The 16706-nt window shown below is 58.9% G+C and carries 18 protein-coding genes; 7 read left to right on the top strand and 11 right to left on the bottom strand.

The features are described 5' to 3' along the window. Positions 1 to 136: 136 nt before the first annotated feature. The 5 genes from DSM100688_RS07315 (at position 137) to DSM100688_RS07335 (ending at position 3550) form a co-directional block, all read left to right on the top strand. Entirely contained in the window at positions 137 to 544 is a 408-nt protein-coding gene (locus DSM100688_RS07315) for a hypothetical protein (RefSeq protein ID WP_174514764.1), read from the top strand. A 251-nt stretch (positions 545 to 795) separates the two neighbouring features. Next, on the top strand, positions 796 to 1482 hold the full coding sequence (locus DSM100688_RS07320) for an ABC transporter permease (RefSeq protein ID WP_100495486.1): 687 nt from the start codon (positions 796 to 798) through the stop codon (positions 1480 to 1482). Further along, on the top strand, positions 1472 to 2170 hold the full coding sequence (locus DSM100688_RS07325; protein WP_100495487.1) for a hypothetical protein: 699 nt from the start codon (positions 1472 to 1474) through the stop codon (positions 2168 to 2170). The genes DSM100688_RS07320 and DSM100688_RS07325 overlap by 11 nt, the downstream gene beginning before the upstream one ends. 19 nt (positions 2171 to 2189) lie before the next feature. Continuing rightward, positions 2190 to 2858, top strand: a complete 669-nt coding sequence (locus DSM100688_RS07330) for a hypothetical protein (RefSeq protein ID WP_152358470.1) — start codon at positions 2190 to 2192, stop codon at positions 2856 to 2858. 65 nt (positions 2859 to 2923) lie between these two features. Beyond that, positions 2924 to 3550, top strand: a complete 627-nt coding sequence (locus DSM100688_RS07335) for an ABC transporter ATP-binding protein (RefSeq protein ID WP_055427673.1) — start codon at positions 2924 to 2926, stop codon at positions 3548 to 3550. Between the two features lie 6 nt (positions 3551 to 3556). Here the strand turns inward: DSM100688_RS07335 and DSM100688_RS07340 are convergent, their stop codons facing one another. The 11 genes from DSM100688_RS07340 to DSM100688_RS07390 form a co-directional block, all read right to left on the bottom strand. Next, the gene (locus DSM100688_RS07340) at positions 3557 to 4801 is read right to left on the bottom strand and encodes a hypothetical protein (protein WP_239519408.1); all 1245 of its coding nucleotides are present in this window, start codon (positions 4799 to 4801) and stop codon (positions 3557 to 3559) included. Positions 4802 to 4822: 21 nt separating this feature from the next. Beyond that, positions 4823 to 5887, bottom strand: a complete 1065-nt coding sequence (locus DSM100688_RS07345) for a CHAP domain-containing protein (protein WP_240811844.1) — start codon at positions 5885 to 5887, stop codon at positions 4823 to 4825. A gap of 524 nt (positions 5888 to 6411) precedes the next feature. Then, complete coding sequence (locus tag DSM100688_RS07350) at positions 6412 to 8808, bottom strand: VirB4-like conjugal transfer ATPase, CD1110 family (protein ID WP_100495490.1); 2397 nt, start codon at positions 8806 to 8808, stop codon at positions 6412 to 6414. Then, a complete protein-coding gene (locus tag DSM100688_RS07355) occupies positions 8801 to 9181 on the bottom strand; it encodes a PrgI family protein (RefSeq protein WP_100495491.1) in 381 nt (126 codons plus the stop codon). Before DSM100688_RS07355 ends, DSM100688_RS07350 begins: the two co-directional genes overlap by 8 nt. Positions 9182 to 9221: 40 nt before the next feature. Next, positions 9222 to 10067, bottom strand: coding sequence for a VirB6/TrbL-like conjugal transfer protein, CD1112 family (locus DSM100688_RS07360; RefSeq protein WP_100495492.1), 846 nt, complete (start codon positions 10065 to 10067; stop codon positions 9222 to 9224). 18 nt (positions 10068 to 10085) lie between these two features. Next, positions 10086 to 10292: a hypothetical protein gene (locus tag DSM100688_RS07365; protein ID WP_025263185.1), complete on the bottom strand. Its 207-nt coding sequence runs from the start codon at positions 10290 to 10292 to the stop codon at positions 10086 to 10088. Between the two features lie 385 nt (positions 10293 to 10677). Then, positions 10678 to 11760, bottom strand: coding sequence for a hypothetical protein (locus tag DSM100688_RS07370; protein WP_239519406.1), 1083 nt, complete (start codon positions 11758 to 11760; stop codon positions 10678 to 10680). 11 nt (positions 11761 to 11771) lie between these two features. Next, a complete protein-coding gene (locus DSM100688_RS07375) occupies positions 11772 to 12374 on the bottom strand; it encodes an ATP-binding cassette domain-containing protein (RefSeq protein ID WP_100495494.1) in 603 nt (200 codons plus the stop codon). Next, on the bottom strand, positions 12364 to 13407 hold the full coding sequence (locus DSM100688_RS07380; protein ID WP_240811846.1) for a peptidoglycan-binding domain-containing protein: 1044 nt from the start codon (positions 13405 to 13407) through the stop codon (positions 12364 to 12366). The genes DSM100688_RS07375 and DSM100688_RS07380 overlap by 11 nt, the downstream gene beginning before the upstream one ends. Before the next feature lie 68 nt (positions 13408 to 13475). Further along, positions 13476 to 14114, bottom strand: coding sequence for a hypothetical protein (locus DSM100688_RS07385; RefSeq protein ID WP_239519405.1), 639 nt, complete (start codon positions 14112 to 14114; stop codon positions 13476 to 13478). A 93-nt stretch (positions 14115 to 14207) separates the two neighbouring features. Beyond that, positions 14208 to 14513: a hypothetical protein gene (locus DSM100688_RS07390; RefSeq protein WP_100495495.1), complete on the bottom strand. Its 306-nt coding sequence runs from the start codon at positions 14511 to 14513 to the stop codon at positions 14208 to 14210. A 186-nt stretch (positions 14514 to 14699) separates the two neighbouring features. Here DSM100688_RS07390 and DSM100688_RS07395 point away from each other — a divergent pair, with 186 nt between their 5' ends. Together DSM100688_RS07395 and DSM100688_RS07400 are read left to right on the top strand one after the other, a co-directional pair. Next, positions 14700 to 15356 (top strand): response regulator transcription factor, encoded by a 657-nt coding sequence (locus tag DSM100688_RS07395; RefSeq protein WP_100495496.1) that lies wholly within the window; start codon positions 14700 to 14702, stop codon positions 15354 to 15356. Then, positions 15353 to 16639, top strand: a complete 1287-nt coding sequence (locus tag DSM100688_RS07400; protein WP_100495497.1) for a sensor histidine kinase — start codon at positions 15353 to 15355, stop codon at positions 16637 to 16639. The genes DSM100688_RS07395 and DSM100688_RS07400 overlap by 4 nt, the downstream gene beginning before the upstream one ends. Positions 16640 to 16706: the final 67 nt, after the last annotated feature.

Genomic DNA, 16706 nt, shown 5'->3' on the forward strand with positions numbered 1-16706 from the left:
AAACCCCTCTTTTCACAGGCAGCGTTTTGAATAAAGTGCCAGTATAAATGTGAGGTTCATCACAAAGACGTTGATGAATCCTCAGCGTCTGGTGAAGCCTCGTCAGACGTACACCCTTAAAAGAGAAAGAGTCATCATGAACACCGTCAAGCGCAAGCTTCTTGGCGTTTTCATACCGATGCTGGCTATGGCCTGCTTCGCAACACCGGCAATCGCCGGCAACGTGAGCAGCAGCAGCTGGAGCGGATATGCCAAGAACTGGTCTACCTTCGATACCCCTAACCGGCAGAAGCAGAATAGCTCAGCTTCCTTCGTGCGAGCTGATAATGTATCTGGGAATCGTACCATTAGGGTATGGGCCCTTGGATACAGCAATGATGACGTGTCATCCAGCGTTGAATTCCTGCGCAGCAATAAGAGTGCTCTTGTATCAAATAACGCTTTCAAGAACGGCCCCAAGCAAATTCATTTGCGTATGCAGAATGTAGAGAACTACATCTCTGCAACGTCTGCGTATGGTGTCTGGAGTCCGGACTCTAACTGATAACGACTAATAACGATGTGGGTGGTGCCACATATTCGGCGTCACCCACATCGTCATTAGAACGATATGGGAGCAGGGAGTAAAGCATGAATAGATTTGTATTCCGTCGGCAGTTGGCGCGAAACGTGTGCAGTGTTCGTTCGCTGGTTGTCGTGGCTATGTCTGTAATGCTGATGGCGGTGCAGTATTGGACCACGTACCACGCGGGGTATCGAATCAGGGAAAGTGCGCCATCGCTCCTGAAGGATGTGATGCTATTCAACCAGTATGGTTCGGCATCCACATTGTATCTGTATTTGCTGCCGTTCTTCGCGGCCCTGATGGGTGGGAGCGTGTGGGCGGTGGAGGAGCGTAGCGGTCGCCTGCTGAACATGCTTCCGCGCGAGGGACGTTCCGCGCTTTTGCATACAAGCATGCTGTCCGGTTTTGTGCTGGGTGGCTTGGGTGGGGTGTTGCCGTTGATCGTCAACCTGTTGGTTTCGGCTGTTCGGACACCACAGTTGTCGTTCATCGAAGGTACATCGGCGGATGAGAATGGCATGATGCTGCCTAAATATGTACTGATTGATTCGTCGTCGTGGGCGTATCCGTTGTACAGGATGAGTCAGCCGTTGCTGATTGCGGTGATCCTGTTGTTGGTGTTTGTCTTGTCGGGTGCGTTCGCCCTGTTGGCGTTGGGCTCGTCCCTGTTCATCCGTCGCAGGCATGTGGAGCTGCTGGTCCCGTTCGTGGCGAGTCTGGTGTGGTGGATGCTGCCCGCGCTGACCGGTGGCCTGGTTCCCGACGAGTGGAGCCAGATCATCTTCCTGAATTTCTCGCATTGGGATGCGCCTGGCACCGCGTGGCGCAATTACTTGGGGATGCTCCTGATGACGGTCGGGATGACGGTCTGCTCGCTGGTGCTCGCGCGGGTGAAGGAGGCCCGCGATGTGCTCTGATCTGTTCCATCCGTTCCGGACCGCGCCACGGGTGATGCGCATCGCAGTGGGGCTGGTGTCCCTGATCGGCGCCGTATGCGCCGTGAGTCTGCTATACGGGGGCTTGGCCCCATCCCTGCACGACGATTACATCGGGTTCATGCGTGTGGGCGCCACTTTGTGCTCGTTGCCGCCGTGTCTGATCGCGGTGGGCGCGGGCAGTGCGAGGTATGGCGCGTTCGAACGGGTGCGCCGCGATCCGAGGAACGAGTTGCGGCACAACCTCGCGTGGCTGACTCTGATGGGCCTGTTGACAGGGGCGTGCTCGGGTGTGGTGTTCGCACTGACCGAGTTCGTCCTGCTCGGCCGGCCGTTCGAGCCGGGCTCGCTGTCGCTGACGGCGATGCTGACAGTGCAGACGGTGATGATGTGCGTGGCCGTGTCGCTGCTGGTGCTGCTGCTGGCGAACTGCGGGCTGCCGTTCTCGCGGACGCTGCCGGTGCTGATTGCCATCCTGCTGTTGGCGAATTGGATGCTGCTGCCGTTGACGGGCGAGGTGACCCGGTACGTGTACTACTTCTGGTATCCGATCAGTCCTTATTGGCCGGATGTGCTCGTCGGGCAGGTGGCGCCGTTCGTCGGCTGGTGTCTGCTGCTCGTCGTCGCGAACGTCGTCGCCTTTGGACACATGGACAGGTTGGAGGCGTGACATGAACGATAGTGGTCGGATGAAGTGGCAGATGGCCCGGTTCCTGCAGTCGCTACATCGGCGCAACGGGTTGCGCGCGATGCTGCTCGTCATCTACGCGGTGGTCGTGTACCGGTTCCTGATCAGCGGTATGGATCCGGGCGTGTTCATCGGCATGTTCCGCTCGTCGGATTCGCCGTTCACTCCGGGGCTGGCGTACAACATGTATGCACTGGCGTACGCTCTGTTCGGTATGGCGATCCCGTTGGAGCAGTTCTCGGAATGGCTCGCCGTGCCCGAGTGCATGGTGTACGTCAGACGCGGCCGGGGACCGGGACGGTTCCTCGCCTACCTGCTCATGATCACCGTGTACTGCGTCGTCTACACCCTGATCCAAGCCGTGGCCCAGCGGATCATGTTCCCGGACGAAGACCCGGTCGCGTTCGCAGGTTCGGCCGTGTGCGCGGCGTGCGTGCTGCTGGCTGCGATGCTGACCGCGAACCTTGGCTACTTGTCGGGGTCGCGCATCGCTGGCTACTTCGTCGTGGTCGTACTGCTGGGACTGCTCATGTCGTTCTCGGAACCGCAGCAGTGGCTGCTCGCCGTCGGTCCGCTTCACGTACCGAACTGGATGCCCGCGGCCATCCTGACGATCCTCATATGCGCCGCGGCGAACCTGATCGCGTTCAATCGGATGCAGATTCTCTGAAGAGGTCGGGATGACGTCGCCAATCGGAAAACCAACCACTTTGTTACCAGCGAAAGGGGAACATCATGTACGTGCAGGTCAGGAACCTCACCAAGACGCTCAAGGGCAGGACCGTCCTCAAAGACGTGAACGCCGACTTCGAACGGGGACGGATATACGGCGTGGTCGGCGCCAACGGCTCCGGCAAGACCATGCTGTTGCGGGCCGTATGCGGATTCATCCGTCCCGACCGCGGGACCGTGACCATCAACGGCAAAACGGTCGAATTCAACCGCAAGCTCCCCGACATGGTCGGTGTGATTATCGAGAACCCCGGATTCATGCCCTCCGAAACCGCAGACGCCAACCTGCGCTATCTCGCCGGCATCAACCATACCTACGACGAGCGGGAGACCACACGGCTGCTGACGTTGTTCGGACTGAACGACCACAGGCACGAGAAGGTCAAGTCGTTCTCCCTGGGCATGCGCCAGAAGCTCGCCATCGTCCAGGCCCTCATGGAGCATCAGCATCTCATCCTGCTCGACGAGCCCACCAACGGCCTTGACGAACACTCCGTGGATATCTTCCTCAATGAGATGAAACGTCAGCGCGACATGGGACGGACCGCCATCATCGCCTCCCACCACAGCGATGAACTCAACCAAATCGCCGACCACCTCTACACCATGACCGACGGCAAACTCGGATGAGCAGTACTATCCCAGCCGGTCGGGGAATGAGGGGGTTGCCGATTGCCCAGGCACGTCCCAAGTGGGATTGCCTCGCGTGACTGGCTGGGATAAACCTTCCGCTGATGGTGCGGGTTGTCGGTTCGATGATTGGGAATCCGATCCTGGATGCGTGGAACCATCCGAACGGCCCGCCTCGGATATTTCCTCGTTCTCTACTACAGCCGTCATGGAATCCCGGACGATTTGCATGACTTCGTTGAGGTCCTGGATGGTTCTGTTATAGACATCAAGATCCTGATGGTCGCGCATCATGAGTCGTGCATGGGTGATCTGCTCATTGAGTCGTGCGCGGGTGTTGTCGTCTCTGACCTTGTTCGCGGATTCTTTGTAGAACCTATCGGCGTCTTCAATGGTTTGGCTCAGTGCGTTCTGTGCGTTGTCGATCTGTTGTTGTTCCTGTGATGCCTTGACCGTGTCAACTGTGTCATGCAGGTTCCTGATCTGGGTTCTGAGCTGGTTATTCGCTCTCCCTATTTCTGCACGAGTGCGATCGAGACGGTCGGCCGTCAGACTCGGATCGCAATTTTCTGTTGAGATCGATGGTTGATATTGCATGATTTTGCCAAGCAGTTCCAAAGACTTGGGATCCCGCACGTCTTTATCCTGGAACTTCGCATATGGTTCCGCCTGTTTCAATGCCTTGTTCCATTCAATCCGCACTATGTCAGATTGCTTGATTGCGTGATTGCATGACGTGAGCGCCGCCTGATGGTCGTAGTTCTTCTTCGCCATGACAAGGCCTGCGGCTGATCCTGCTGCGATGACCAGAACGAGCATGATGCCGGCGATGTGGGTAAAAGGGATATGCCGATGGACGGCCACCTCATCCGTGCTGTCAGCCGATGAATCTTCTGCCAAGGACACATCATCCTTGGCATGTTCCCCTACCCCCATTGGTGTGTCTATCGTCGTTCCCTTCTGTTTGTCAAGCTTGGATACGGGAGTGCTGTTGTTCCGTGCATCGCGAGGCAGCTCATCATCGATGATGGGTGTGATGGGAAGCAGCCGGTGCTTGGGTTTTCCGTCTGTCAACGGTTCCGGTGGAGCCCCAGCGGTTTCAGGGTCTGCAATGGCATGCGCAGCCCACTGGTCGAGTTCCGGCCATGTACTGGGATGATTGCGGATTTGCATGAGGAGATCCCAGTTGGCGGAATCGCTCATAAGATCGGAAAGCTCGCAAGGGTCAAGCTTGGGATTGATGCGGCGCATGCTTCCTTCCTTCCCTCGGGATTAGTGGATGTAAGTGATGCTGGGATTGTTGGCCTGCTCCTTGGTAAGGGTCCTGAGCCATGCGTATGGAAGGCCGCCGCCGGATTCGCTGACGACGATGCTGCCGTCGTCCTTGATTTCCTCGACGATGGCGACGTGTCCGTAATCGGCGCTTGCGCCGAGATAGCCTTTGGCGAAGCTCGCCACGTCGCCGAGCTGTATGCCGCCGCCCGTCGGGTATCCGAATTTTCTGGCGCTTGACGCCCACATCCAGCCGTCGCCCATGTAACCGTCCACAGGTTTGCCGATCTGCAATCGGCGGGCGGCCGCCCACCATGTGCATTGACCGGTTGCATAGGTGGTGATCTTGCCCACGGGCGTGCCGGTCGCCGCCACATCCACGTTCAGCGTGCCAGACTGCATGACCAACGGTGGCGTGAGCTTGCCGATGGTTCGTCCTGCCGTGGCCGAACAGCCGCCTCCCGCATCAATCGCCGGCTTCACGTTGTCGAGATACCGTTTGGTGATGTTGGGAATATCCGGGTACCTCATGAGGTTGCCTTCGCCCGCGTTATGGGCGATGACCAAAGCCGTCAGGTCGTCAAGCTCAGAGAACGGCATGCCCGGGTGCTTGGCCTTGAGTTGTTTGACGCCTTCCAAGCGGTTTTTCAGATACATGCCGCCGTAATGGGCATGGACCATGGGCTCGGTGATGCCTTCAGGTGGCGTCTGGTCGGCGCCTTCGGGATGCACGCCGCGCCATACGCTCCTGTTCATCTGCAGCAATCCCCAGGTTCCTCCGTTGCTGTCGTCGGCATACGCATCCGGTCGGAAACCGGATTCCTGCTTCATGATCGCCGCGATGAAATCAGCGCTCAATCCGCTCGATCGAGCCGCCTCGCTCACCCATGGCTTCGCCTCGTCCGGAACCTCGATCACACTGGCTTCACAACCGCCGTCATCTCCAACGGCAACGGTGGGGATGAACCACAACAGCAGACTGAAGACCATCAGCACCGCCACCGCGCCCAGCAGAAACGGGACACCGACCGCAGCTGATGCCGATGCTGCGATCCCGGCTTTCACCGCCGTTACGGCCCGAGAAACCGTCTGCGTGACTTGTCTCGCAATCTGCGTCGAGGCTCTGGCAGCGGATTTGGCCCCTTGGACGCCCGATCGTACGGTCTTGCCGGAGCGCCTCGCACGTCTGACACGAGCCGAAGCCGTTCTTCCCGCCGCGGCACGCGCCGTCGAACCTCTTGCCGCATGTCTTGTGCGAATAATACCGGTCACGCCGTCGCATATCCGGCTTACGGGGGCCATTGGTGATAATGGGTTGTCGTCCTCGCTGGTCTCCGTCTGTGTCGATTGCGATTCAAGCACGGATCGTGTCGCATTCACACCACGTTCCAAAACGCTGACGGTTGTTGTGCCGATCGGGTGCGATGCTTCGGATTCACTGTTCCTGATGATAGTTTGTGGCTGTTTTAGCCCGGCCAGCACGGGCCCATGGGAGAGTCCGCTGACATGACGGACTTTCAAGCCATGAATCGTGCCGTTCGGTCGAACGAGATTGCGTGTGGCGTGGAATGAGTCGGAGGTGACGGGTCTCATTCGGGTTTCCGATCCTCGAATTTCGTGGTATACAACCGATAAAGCAGACTATCGGCATCGATACGCCCATCGAACGGTATGAACGCAGTGCCGCTCTTAGCCATGCCCTGACCGGGCTGCACCCCGGTGAAGAACGCCCGCTGCTCATCGGACAGCTTCAGCAGCTCGCACAAGGCGTCGGCATCCGTGGCGGTCTGGTTCAGCAGCAACAGGAAGTCGCTGTTCGCGAGCATCAGACGCGCATCCTGGTTGGCCAGCAGCTCCTCGATGTTCTGCGTGATGCCGGTGGGGCACAAACCCCATTTACGGGCGCGCTTGTACAGGCGCAGGAAGTATTCGGCCGCATACCGGTTCGAGAACAGCAGATGGAACTCGTCCACCCACAGCCAGGTGCGCCGGCCGAGACGGCGATTCCTGACGACCCGGTTCCATATCTGATCCAGGACGACGAGCATACCGAATGTGCGCAACTCCGCTCCCAGACCGGAAACGTCATAGACCAGTAACCGGCTGGACGTATTCACATCAGTGGCATGGGCGAAGGCGTTCAGACTGCCGGTCGCGTAGATCTCCAATGCTCGCGCGGCATCATGGGCACCTGGCTCATTCAAAGCCGCGAGACGGTCATGCAGGGTGACGAGCGTGGGCATGCCCAGTTCTGGATGCTCCCGCACCTCGCGATACATGCCGATGACCGTACGGTCGATCAGACTGCGCTGCATGCGGTCGATGCCGTCCTGTCCGCCGATCAGCACACCGAGCATGTTCAGCACGCTCGCGCATTTCGACCGTATCGGATCACCCTCGGAATCATCCTCATACTCGATATCCAAAGCGTTGATATGCGCGCGCGACGCTTCCCCGATCTCGACTCGCTCGCCGCCAAGACCGGTGCACAACGGCGTGAACTCACGTTCCGGGTCGATGACGATCAGATCATCGTCCGGACGGGTCAGATAGATCTGGGTTATCTCGTTCTTCGCCGCCTGGCTCTTGCCCGAACCGGTCGTACCCAGAACGAATCCGTTGCCGTTCATGCCTTTCGTACGGTCGATGACCACGGGATTGCCGGTGCGGGCGTTCGCCCCATGGAACACCCCGCCCGGCTCGAACAGCTCCTGCGACGTGAACGGCACCAGAATCGCCGCGCTCGACGTGGTCAGCGTGCGACGCATCGGCGGCAGAGGATTCCCCAACGGCAGCACGGCGTTCAGCCCCTCCACCTGCATGTAGGCCAAGGTCTCGGCCACACACGACTGCCCATCGATCGCGGCCGTCACGTCACGAACCGTCTGATCCAGTTGCTCGCGACTGCCCGCCGACACGTCCACAATCATCAGGGAATCCACCAGCCGGTCGCCGTTATGCTCCAGATCATCACGCAGCTCACCCGCCTGAGTCATGGATTCCTGAAGATCATGAGGCAGCATGTCCTCGGGCAGATGCTGTTTGCGGTTCTTGCGCCGCTCGTCGATGGCCTGCATATCCATTTCGGCGATCGTCCGGTTCACGAGCTTCAACCCCTCGGCCTTGCCCCGCGGGGACAGATGGATGCCGACCGTGATATCCGCCTTGATGTCCGTGATGGACGACACTAGTTGATCGCTCAGATAATCCGGGAAGTCACGCACCAACAGACACTGATGCCACACCTCCGCAGTGCCCGAGCTCAACCGGAGCCGACGGCGATCCGACACATCCACGGCGAACGGGGCCACATAATCCTTCGTGGACATGCCATGCGATTTCAGGAAACCATCCTCGGTGAACGAGAACCGGACACCGTGCCGCAGCATCCCGTGCAATACCGCCAGACGCGACTGCCGATCCAAACGGACACCGACACAGCCGCCCACCGACCGCAGTTGCGCCGTGGCACGCAACGCGGCACGGTTCAGCAGCGTGACCGCCCGTTCCCCGTCCCGCTCACGCAACGTCAACGTCAGATACTTGTCCGTCACCGCGCCCTGCGAACGCCCGGCGAGACGCCGACGCACATTGCGGTTGAAGTCCCCGCGCAATCCATCCAACGCATCGCTCCGAAGCGACATGGCGATACTGCGCGTCACCTCCTCGGGATCCAGCATGCGCGTGGCGACCGTGATCTGAACGCCCATATTCTCACCGACCGAATTCAGGAAACGCCCCCACCGGTCCACGACATCCAGCTGCTGATCCTGGGTCGCGACCTGATAATTGATGTCGCTGATCCGCAACGACACGCTCCACCGGTCGCCGCCAAGGAACACGATGCCATTGGACAGCATCGAATCATAACCAAGCAACTCCTTCGACGAACGAGGCATGCGACGATTCCCGGACCGCCTGTTCCCGACCTTTCCATGTCGCTTACCGTTGCCTTTGACCGCCTTGCCGCCACTGATGTCAGACATGACGACGTACCTTCCTTCCCCTGATTCGTCTACGGGCCTTCTCTTTCAACGACGGTTTGCCGGGAAACCTCGCGGGAACATAGGGTTCGAGCAGGTAGACCTTCGGACCGAAACGCTGGCGCAGCATGTATCCCAGATACCGTTCAGGCTTCAGCCCTTTCGGACGCCACCAACCCCACAGCGCGAACGGCAGGCAAACCGCAAACAGCAGATACGACCCCAGATCGGACAACCCCAACGACCAGAACAATGCAGCCTCGCCTCCTCCCAGGACGAGCATGCATGTGGCGGCCGCCAGTTGACGCCAGCTCAGCCCCCACATCACCTTCGCCTCGACATTGGCGATCTCCTTATACACGCGCATCTGCAACATGAAAGAATCCTTTCCGATTGGGCCCGGTTGTGATAGGCGGCTACTCGCCGCCGGCTATAGCCCGACTGACACGCTGACTCACCGCGATCACGAAGAACAGCAGGATGCCAGCCATCATGAGATTGCCGAAGTTGCCCGTCACCCACGCCACCATGCCCTCGTCCGCAGAATCCGGGATCTTCACGGCATCGACCACGATCCGCTGATAGAACACCAGACAGATGAACACGCACACCGCATTCACCGACGTGCGCGCATACGACTTGAAGAAACCCACGCCGATCGGCTTGGTGTCCTCATGCACCAGAAACGCGAATGGCAACGACTGGAACGCCGTCAACGCATACAATTCGATGAACCGCACATACAGCACCACCGTGAACACCACCGACGCCAACTGGGACAACAGCCACGGGATCACCAGCAGAAAGAACAACGCCGCCTGTCCCATCACCCCGGCATCGCGAATCTGGTCACGCATCAGATCACCCAGCTGACCGCCGTCGCCCGTCGCCTCATACGACATCTGAGAAGACACGCCCTGCATGAGGAACTGCGTGACCTGATTAAACATCCGAATGAATAGGCTGGCGTTCTGCACGGCGATGAACACCAACGCGATCTTGAACATGGTGCCGGCCACGATCTTCACACCCAGATCACGGTCCGACTCGATGCGCGTCGAGTTACGCGCCAGCTCCAACGTGAACATGACCGCAAGCACCACCGACGTCAGAGGCTTGACGGCGACTCCATGCACGTTCACCGCCAACTGGTAAAGAGCGGGATTCCACGTCTCCGGCGCCTGAGACAACAGCCCGGCCGTAATCGAACCGGCACCTCCGCCGCCGATCATGTTGAGCATGGCTACGATGAAGTCCTCCACGGCAGGCCCCGAATCAGCTCAGCCCAGAGCCACCGCGTTGAAAATCTGCGCGGCCGCGATGATCATGCCTCCACCCACGATCTGCCACAGTCCCGATTGCGTCTGCGGCCCGTTGTGATCCTTCAGCCCGCCACCGAATGTGACGGCGCCCCACACCAGCCACAGTCCGCCGCCGATAGTGGCGAACCTGACGAACAACTGAAGCACCTGATTCAACAAATCCACGACGGCCTCCTCTGACGACAATCAAGGAGCCCGACAGGCAACGGCCTCCGTTGACACCCATCGTCAGGGAAAACCGGCGGGATAGCGGCGGACAGTCTTTCTGAATAGTTCAGAACATGGGGATGTCCCCGAAGATGCGACTATGCATCCCATAGCAGGGATTTCCGAAGGTTGTTTTGATAAGTCGATAACTATTTTTATCGGAAAGATACTGAGAGTTTATCGTTGATGTGGCTGCTAAATGTCTTACGCGTCCTTCGTGAGAGCATTGATAGATGAAAACGGCAGCCTATGAATCGATAGGCTGCCGTGCCGATAGTGTCCGCCGACGATGATGAGAATTGTGGAATCTACGGATCACGTAATTCCAATGATTTTTTGCGCTTTATCGTTCTTTGAAGTAGGTGAAGAGGTGTCGTTCCTTGATGTGGAGGGTGGTGATGGTGGTGGCGAGTAGGTAGGCGGCGCCTGTGGTGATGGTGGTTTGTATGGCGTTGAGGGTGATGACGGTTCGGTCGGTGGCGTCGATGAGGAGTCTGGCGGCGGTCATGTCGATGGGCAGGCTGATGGCGGTGGCGAGCAGGATGGTGATGCCGGTTTCGATGATGATCTGCGTGGCGAGTGCGGGTTTGGGGACGCCGCAGTGCAGTGCGGAGGCGATTTCGAGCCGGCGGCCGCGTATGAGCAGGTATCCGATAATGAGGGCGATGAGCGCGCCGCAGGCGGGCAGGATGCGTGTGGAGCGTTGCCGGTAGAGGGTTTGTCCGTCGAAGCCGTCGCCTTTGGTGGTGTTGAGCTGGCCGAGGGTGGGTGCATCGTCGCCGGTGGTTTTCGCGTTCGGGGTGAGGGTGGACCAGAGGGCGTTGCGGGTCTGGCTGGTTTGCGGCCAGGTCTTGGCCCAGCAGGCGTCGAACGTGCCGGTGGCGGGTGTTTCCTCCATTAGCGCGTACGCGTATCCGGGGGTGCGTCCGTCGTCGGGGTATTGGTAGACGCCCTTGACGTGTGCGGTGCGTCCGTCCGCGAGGCCGATCGTGCCGCCGGTGGTGGTGCCGAGCGTTTCGGCGACTTGCTGGGAGGCGATCAGTCCGGTCGTGTTCGCGTCCTGTTTCGTGTCGAGGAGTTTGGCCAGTCCGGGGGTAATCTGGTAGAGGGGCGTGGTGGTGTCGGGCAGGGCCGCGAGGGTGAGCGGGTCGGCTGCGCGGATCGCTCCGGCGGCCTGGACGCCTGTGAGGCTGGTGAGGCGTTCGCAGGATGCCGCGTCGATGCCGTCGGGCGCGTTGAGTACGAGGATGTCGGCCCCGGATTGCCGGTATGCGTTTGCCTGGTCGAGGATAGCCGAGCCGGTGGCGATGTCCATGACGCCCATGCCGGCGGCGGTCAGGGCCAGGGCGAGGACGGCCGGGGCGAGGCGGGCGGCGCCGCTGGTGATGGAGCGCCATGCCTCGGAGATGACGGAGGTTGCTTTCATCGTGGTGTGGTTCATTGGTAGTTCTTCAAATCGATGATGTCGGTGCATGCGTCGCGCGTGTTCGGGTCGTGGGTGGAGACCACGACGATCGTGTCGTTACGGGCGATGCGAGAGAGGGATTCGCTGACCGTGGCCGCGGTGTGCATGTCGAGCTGGGCGGTGGGTTCGTCCACGAGCATGAGCGAGGGTTGGGCGGCGAACGCGCGGGCGAGCATGAGGCGCTGGGCCTCGCCGCCGGACAGTTCCGCGAACCTGCGGTCGGCGACCTGGGTCAGGTTGAACCGGTCCATGAGCGTGCGCGCCTGTACCTCGGCCTCGCGACGCGAAAGCCCTTTGGCGAGCAGGGGCAGGCTGACGTGGTCGATCGCGGTGCGTTGGGCCACGCCGTGCGGGTTCTGGAAGATCCAGCGCATCGAGTCGATGCCTTGTCGGGTCACTTGGCCTTCGGCGGGCGTGGTCCAGCCGGCGATGATGCCGAGCAGCGTGGACTTGCCCGCGCCGCTCCGCCCGGTCAACGCGTACACGTGCCCGGGCACGAGGCTTGCGGTCAGATCGTGGAACAGGAGCGGGCCGTCGGCGTACCGGTGGCCGACGTGGTCGAGGTCAACGCGCATCGCACGCCGCCTGTCCCGGATCGGCCTTGATGCGCGCGGGCGCCTTGCCGTCGATTGTGACCAGCGTGCGGCCCAACGAGCTGCCGGCCACGTGCGCCTTGACGCTCGTGCCGTCGGTCGCCACCACGCACCCGTCGCTGCCCTTGAGCCCGATGAGCGCGGCCGCGGGCACCGAGTACACGCCGATCGGCTTCTTGAGCTTGTAGGTCACGGTCACGCTCGTGACGTCCTCGCCGTCCTTGCGCGCGCCCGTGTACGTGGACCATCCGGCCATCGCCTGCAACGCGGCCTGGTCCGACACGATGCCGTCGTCGCCGATGGGATAGTCCTTGCCGTTGATCTCGACCACGCGATCGCCCTGGATGCGGCCGTCCGGCAGGGACGCGGCCTTGACCGACGCGACCCCGGCCGTGGCTTGGAACGCGGGCGAATCAGTCGAATCGCCGGTCACGGTCGAACCCAGCGACGCCGCGCACGACACGCTCATCGCCTGTGCGGGCAGCCACACCGCCAACGCGCGGGAGAACGCGCCCTGCTGGACCCTGGCCGTCGCCGCGGCCGTGCCGGCGTTCGCCGCGTACAGGCGACGCCACGCGTCCCACGTGGCCCAGTCGAACACGCCCGACCGGGAGCCCCCGTAGCCGAGCGCGGCCAGCTCGTCCTGCAACGCCGTCACGTCGTCGCCCTTGTCCCCGTACGCCAGATCACGATACAAGGGCGTGTCCGTGTGCAGGCTCACCAGAGGAGTGCCGTCCACGTCGTACTCGTGCGAGCCCGAACGCACCACGCCGTCCGCGGGACACGACGCGAACGTGACCCTGCCCGACACCGGGAACGCGACCCCGCCGGCCGGCGACGCCGTCACGTCCACGTTCAGGGAACGCGCGTCGTCGAACTCCTCAGACCCCAACGCGAGACTCCCCGCATCCGGGGAAGTTGACAGGGACGGCGGCGTCGCCATCCGCTCCAACCCCACGGCCAATCCCATGCCGGCAGCCAGGCACGCGACCATGCACGCCGCCACGAACCCCACGCCGTTCACCCGACGACGTGTGCGGGCACTACTATTCTTTCCGGATCGAAACACGAGCAACCCCCTCTTTACTTGCTCGGGTTCGCCAGGCACTGGGAGAACGCGTCCGACGACGTGTCCAGCTTCGACGACCCCTCGGGCTTGCCCATCTCGGTCAGGTAATCCTGCTTCGTGAACGAATCAGGCACCAGCTTGCGCCGCTTGAGGCAACCCACGACCAGTTCGATCTCGTCCGCGTTCGACGGGTTCTGCACCATACGCTCGTACAGGTCGCGGATCTGCAGGTTCGTGCCCTTCGCGCACGCCATGCTGTCCTCGTTCGCCTTGGCCGAATCATAAGTGTCGTCCGTGTTCATGTGCTCCTGCATCAACCCGGTGGACTGGTCCGTGTCGAACTCCACGTCATCGCCCTTGGCGGCCATGCACTCCCGGTACTTCTCGTTCGCCTCCCGGTAATCCGACTCGCTGATCCTGCCCGCCTTGACCGCGCGTTCCAACACACCGCGCTCGAAATCGCTCGACGCAGACTGCAACGCCTGCTTCAACTCCGCCTCATACGACGACGATCCGGAAGACGACGAAGACGAGGAGGAAGCCCCGTCCGACGCGCCGGCATTCCCGGAACCCGGCATCGAACACGCCCCCAAACCCAACACCACCGACAACACGCCGGCAGCCGCAACCACGCGCAACGTATCTTTTGACATATGTATTCCTTTCAAAACTATGGCGCATAAAAAGGAAAGTGCTGGCGTTCCATACGAATTGCTATCGAATGGAACGCCAGCACGGTATGAAAGTTACTTCAGCATGCCGCGGGCGTACCAAGAAGATCCCGCGGTGGAGGACGCATAAGCGTATCCGTGCTTCCAGCCGTTGTAGTAAACAACCTTCTTACCGTTCACGATGCGGCCGACTTCAGCTCGGGCATAGCCGCTGTTCCCTGCTGTGTTGTACGCGTTGGCCCAAGTGAGATTCTTTGCCGCATTGATGTAGGAGCCGTTGCCGACCACTGCCATCGCCGGCGCTGTGACACCAGCGAATCCAGTCAAGGCAAGTGCTGCACCAAGCACACCGGACATGACTCTTTTCTTCATGTTCATCATGTTGTTTCCTTTCTCTTGTGAAGGAGGCCGCGACGGGGAAGTCCGTCCAGCCGGAGTCAAAACTACGACGTGCATGGCTGGCGAGATTATGTTTTGACCTGCCACTGACTGAACCTGACCGATTCCTGACCAGGTTGGACGCGAATGCTATGGTGTGCGCATTGTTTCGCGAAGGGAGCGGGCCGTATGAAGGTTCTGATTGTCGAAGACAACGCCAATCTCGCTGATGTGGTACGGATGGGACTCTCCATGGAAGGCATGGAGGCAAAAGCTGTTTACGATGGCCGGGATGCTCTGGAGGAGCTGGATTCCGGGGAGTGGGACATGCTGATACTTGATCGCGATCTCCCTGGACTGCATGGTGACGAAATCGCTAAGAGACTAAGCGAACGGCGTGATCCCATACACATTCTCATGCTGACTGCAGCATCCCAAACCGAGGACATAGTCCAAGGACTTGATCTTGGTGCAGATGACTATTTGACGAAACCATTTGAATATGCCGAACTGCTGGCCAGAGTTAATGCAGTGCGTCGGCGTTTGGGCATGGCAAATGACATGGTTTACAACCGAGATGACTTTTCGGCAGACTTCAGAACGGGGTCCATCACTGTTCACGGCGCGGAACTAAAGTTTGGGAAACGAGAACTTGCCGTATTAAAAACCCTGATCGAAGCGCGCGGCGCGGTGATTAGCGCAGAACGCCTATATCGTGAGATTTGGCAAGACGATCACGCTCATACAAGAGGAATCGTCAAGACCACAATCTATGCGATTCGCACGAAAATCGGAATCACTGATTTCATTGAGACCGTTCCCGGACAAGGATATCGCATATCATGAAAAAGCCTAAATATCCTTCGTTGAATGGGAACCATTCCAGCCATCCGAAACTGCATTTACCGTTTCAGTGGTCTACAAGAAGAAGATTGGTCACCACGATCGTCATCGTGTTCTTCATGCTTACCGGAGTGGTGACCGCCATGACGTATTATGTCGTGAACCGGCAACTGGAAACGGTGACCGTAAATAAATCTTTTACTCAGGCAGAAGATGCCGATGAACAACATAGTTTGAATTCGCAGGCCATTCCTTCTGAAGTCGATAAGGATTACGTTTCCGCCGGGTATGACTCCAGCAAGGATGCTTTAACGCTAACTATGGAACAAGGAGACAAAAAATCCCGGGATCTGATATTGGCGGTAAGCATAGCCCCCATCATTGTTTTTGGCCTATTATCTGGAGGAATAACTTGGATTATCGCCACTAGGACACAACGAAGAATCAATAGTGTGGCCTCTCAGATTACCGCGTCCGATGCTGGATTGGAAAGGCAACCTATCGTTATTCCATATGAAAACGACGAGGCGTACACTATTGCATCCGCATACAACCTCATGTTAAAGGATCTCAACAGTGCAATCAGTCGGGAAAAGGAATTTATCGCCGATGCGTCACATGAGTTAAAAAATCCACTTGCGGCCACTTCGGCCGCATTGGAGATTCCGTTGCACAACCAGCTTTTCGATGAGCGTTGCAGGCCTTTCGTCGAAAAGGCTTTGGCTTCAAATCATGCTGGGGTTGAAATCGTCAATCATCTACTCGAATTGTCGAAAGTGCAGCAACTAGACCGAGCCAATCTTAGCCGAGTTAATGTAGCTGAGATCATTCGCAATACTCTTCAAGAAAATATGGAACTTATCGGAGATAGAGTTCAAGTGCATACTAATCTGGAAAATGCATATCTCCTAGCCGATGGTCTGCTAATTAAGCAGATGGTTGCAAACCTTATTACGAATGCCATTCAGCATAATCGTGCGGCTCAACCACATGTATGGATAAACTTAGCCAATGACAGGCAATACGAAGGCGAGTCCTGCATTGCGATAGACATATCCAATACCGGCATGGATCTTTCCGATACAAGGGTAGATGATTTCCTGTCACCTTTTAACAGGGGGGAGGATAATAGGATAAATACGCATGTGGGATCTGCATCACCTCATCACGGGTTGGGTTTATCCATAGTGCAAGAGATTGTTGCTATGCATCATGGCCATTTGAGTCTGCAAGCGCGGCCGGGAGGTGGATTGAGAATCATAGTTCTTTTACCTGACACGCTATAAGAATCGTAGCATTAAACATCTCCTGCATTAGAAATATTGGTTCATTTACACTGAAAATGATGAATGA

It is taken from the genome of Bifidobacterium ramosum (genome assembly GCF_009299505.1).
GTDB classification, from domain to species: Bacteria; Actinomycetota; Actinomycetes; order Actinomycetales; family Bifidobacteriaceae; genus Bifidobacterium; species Bifidobacterium ramosum.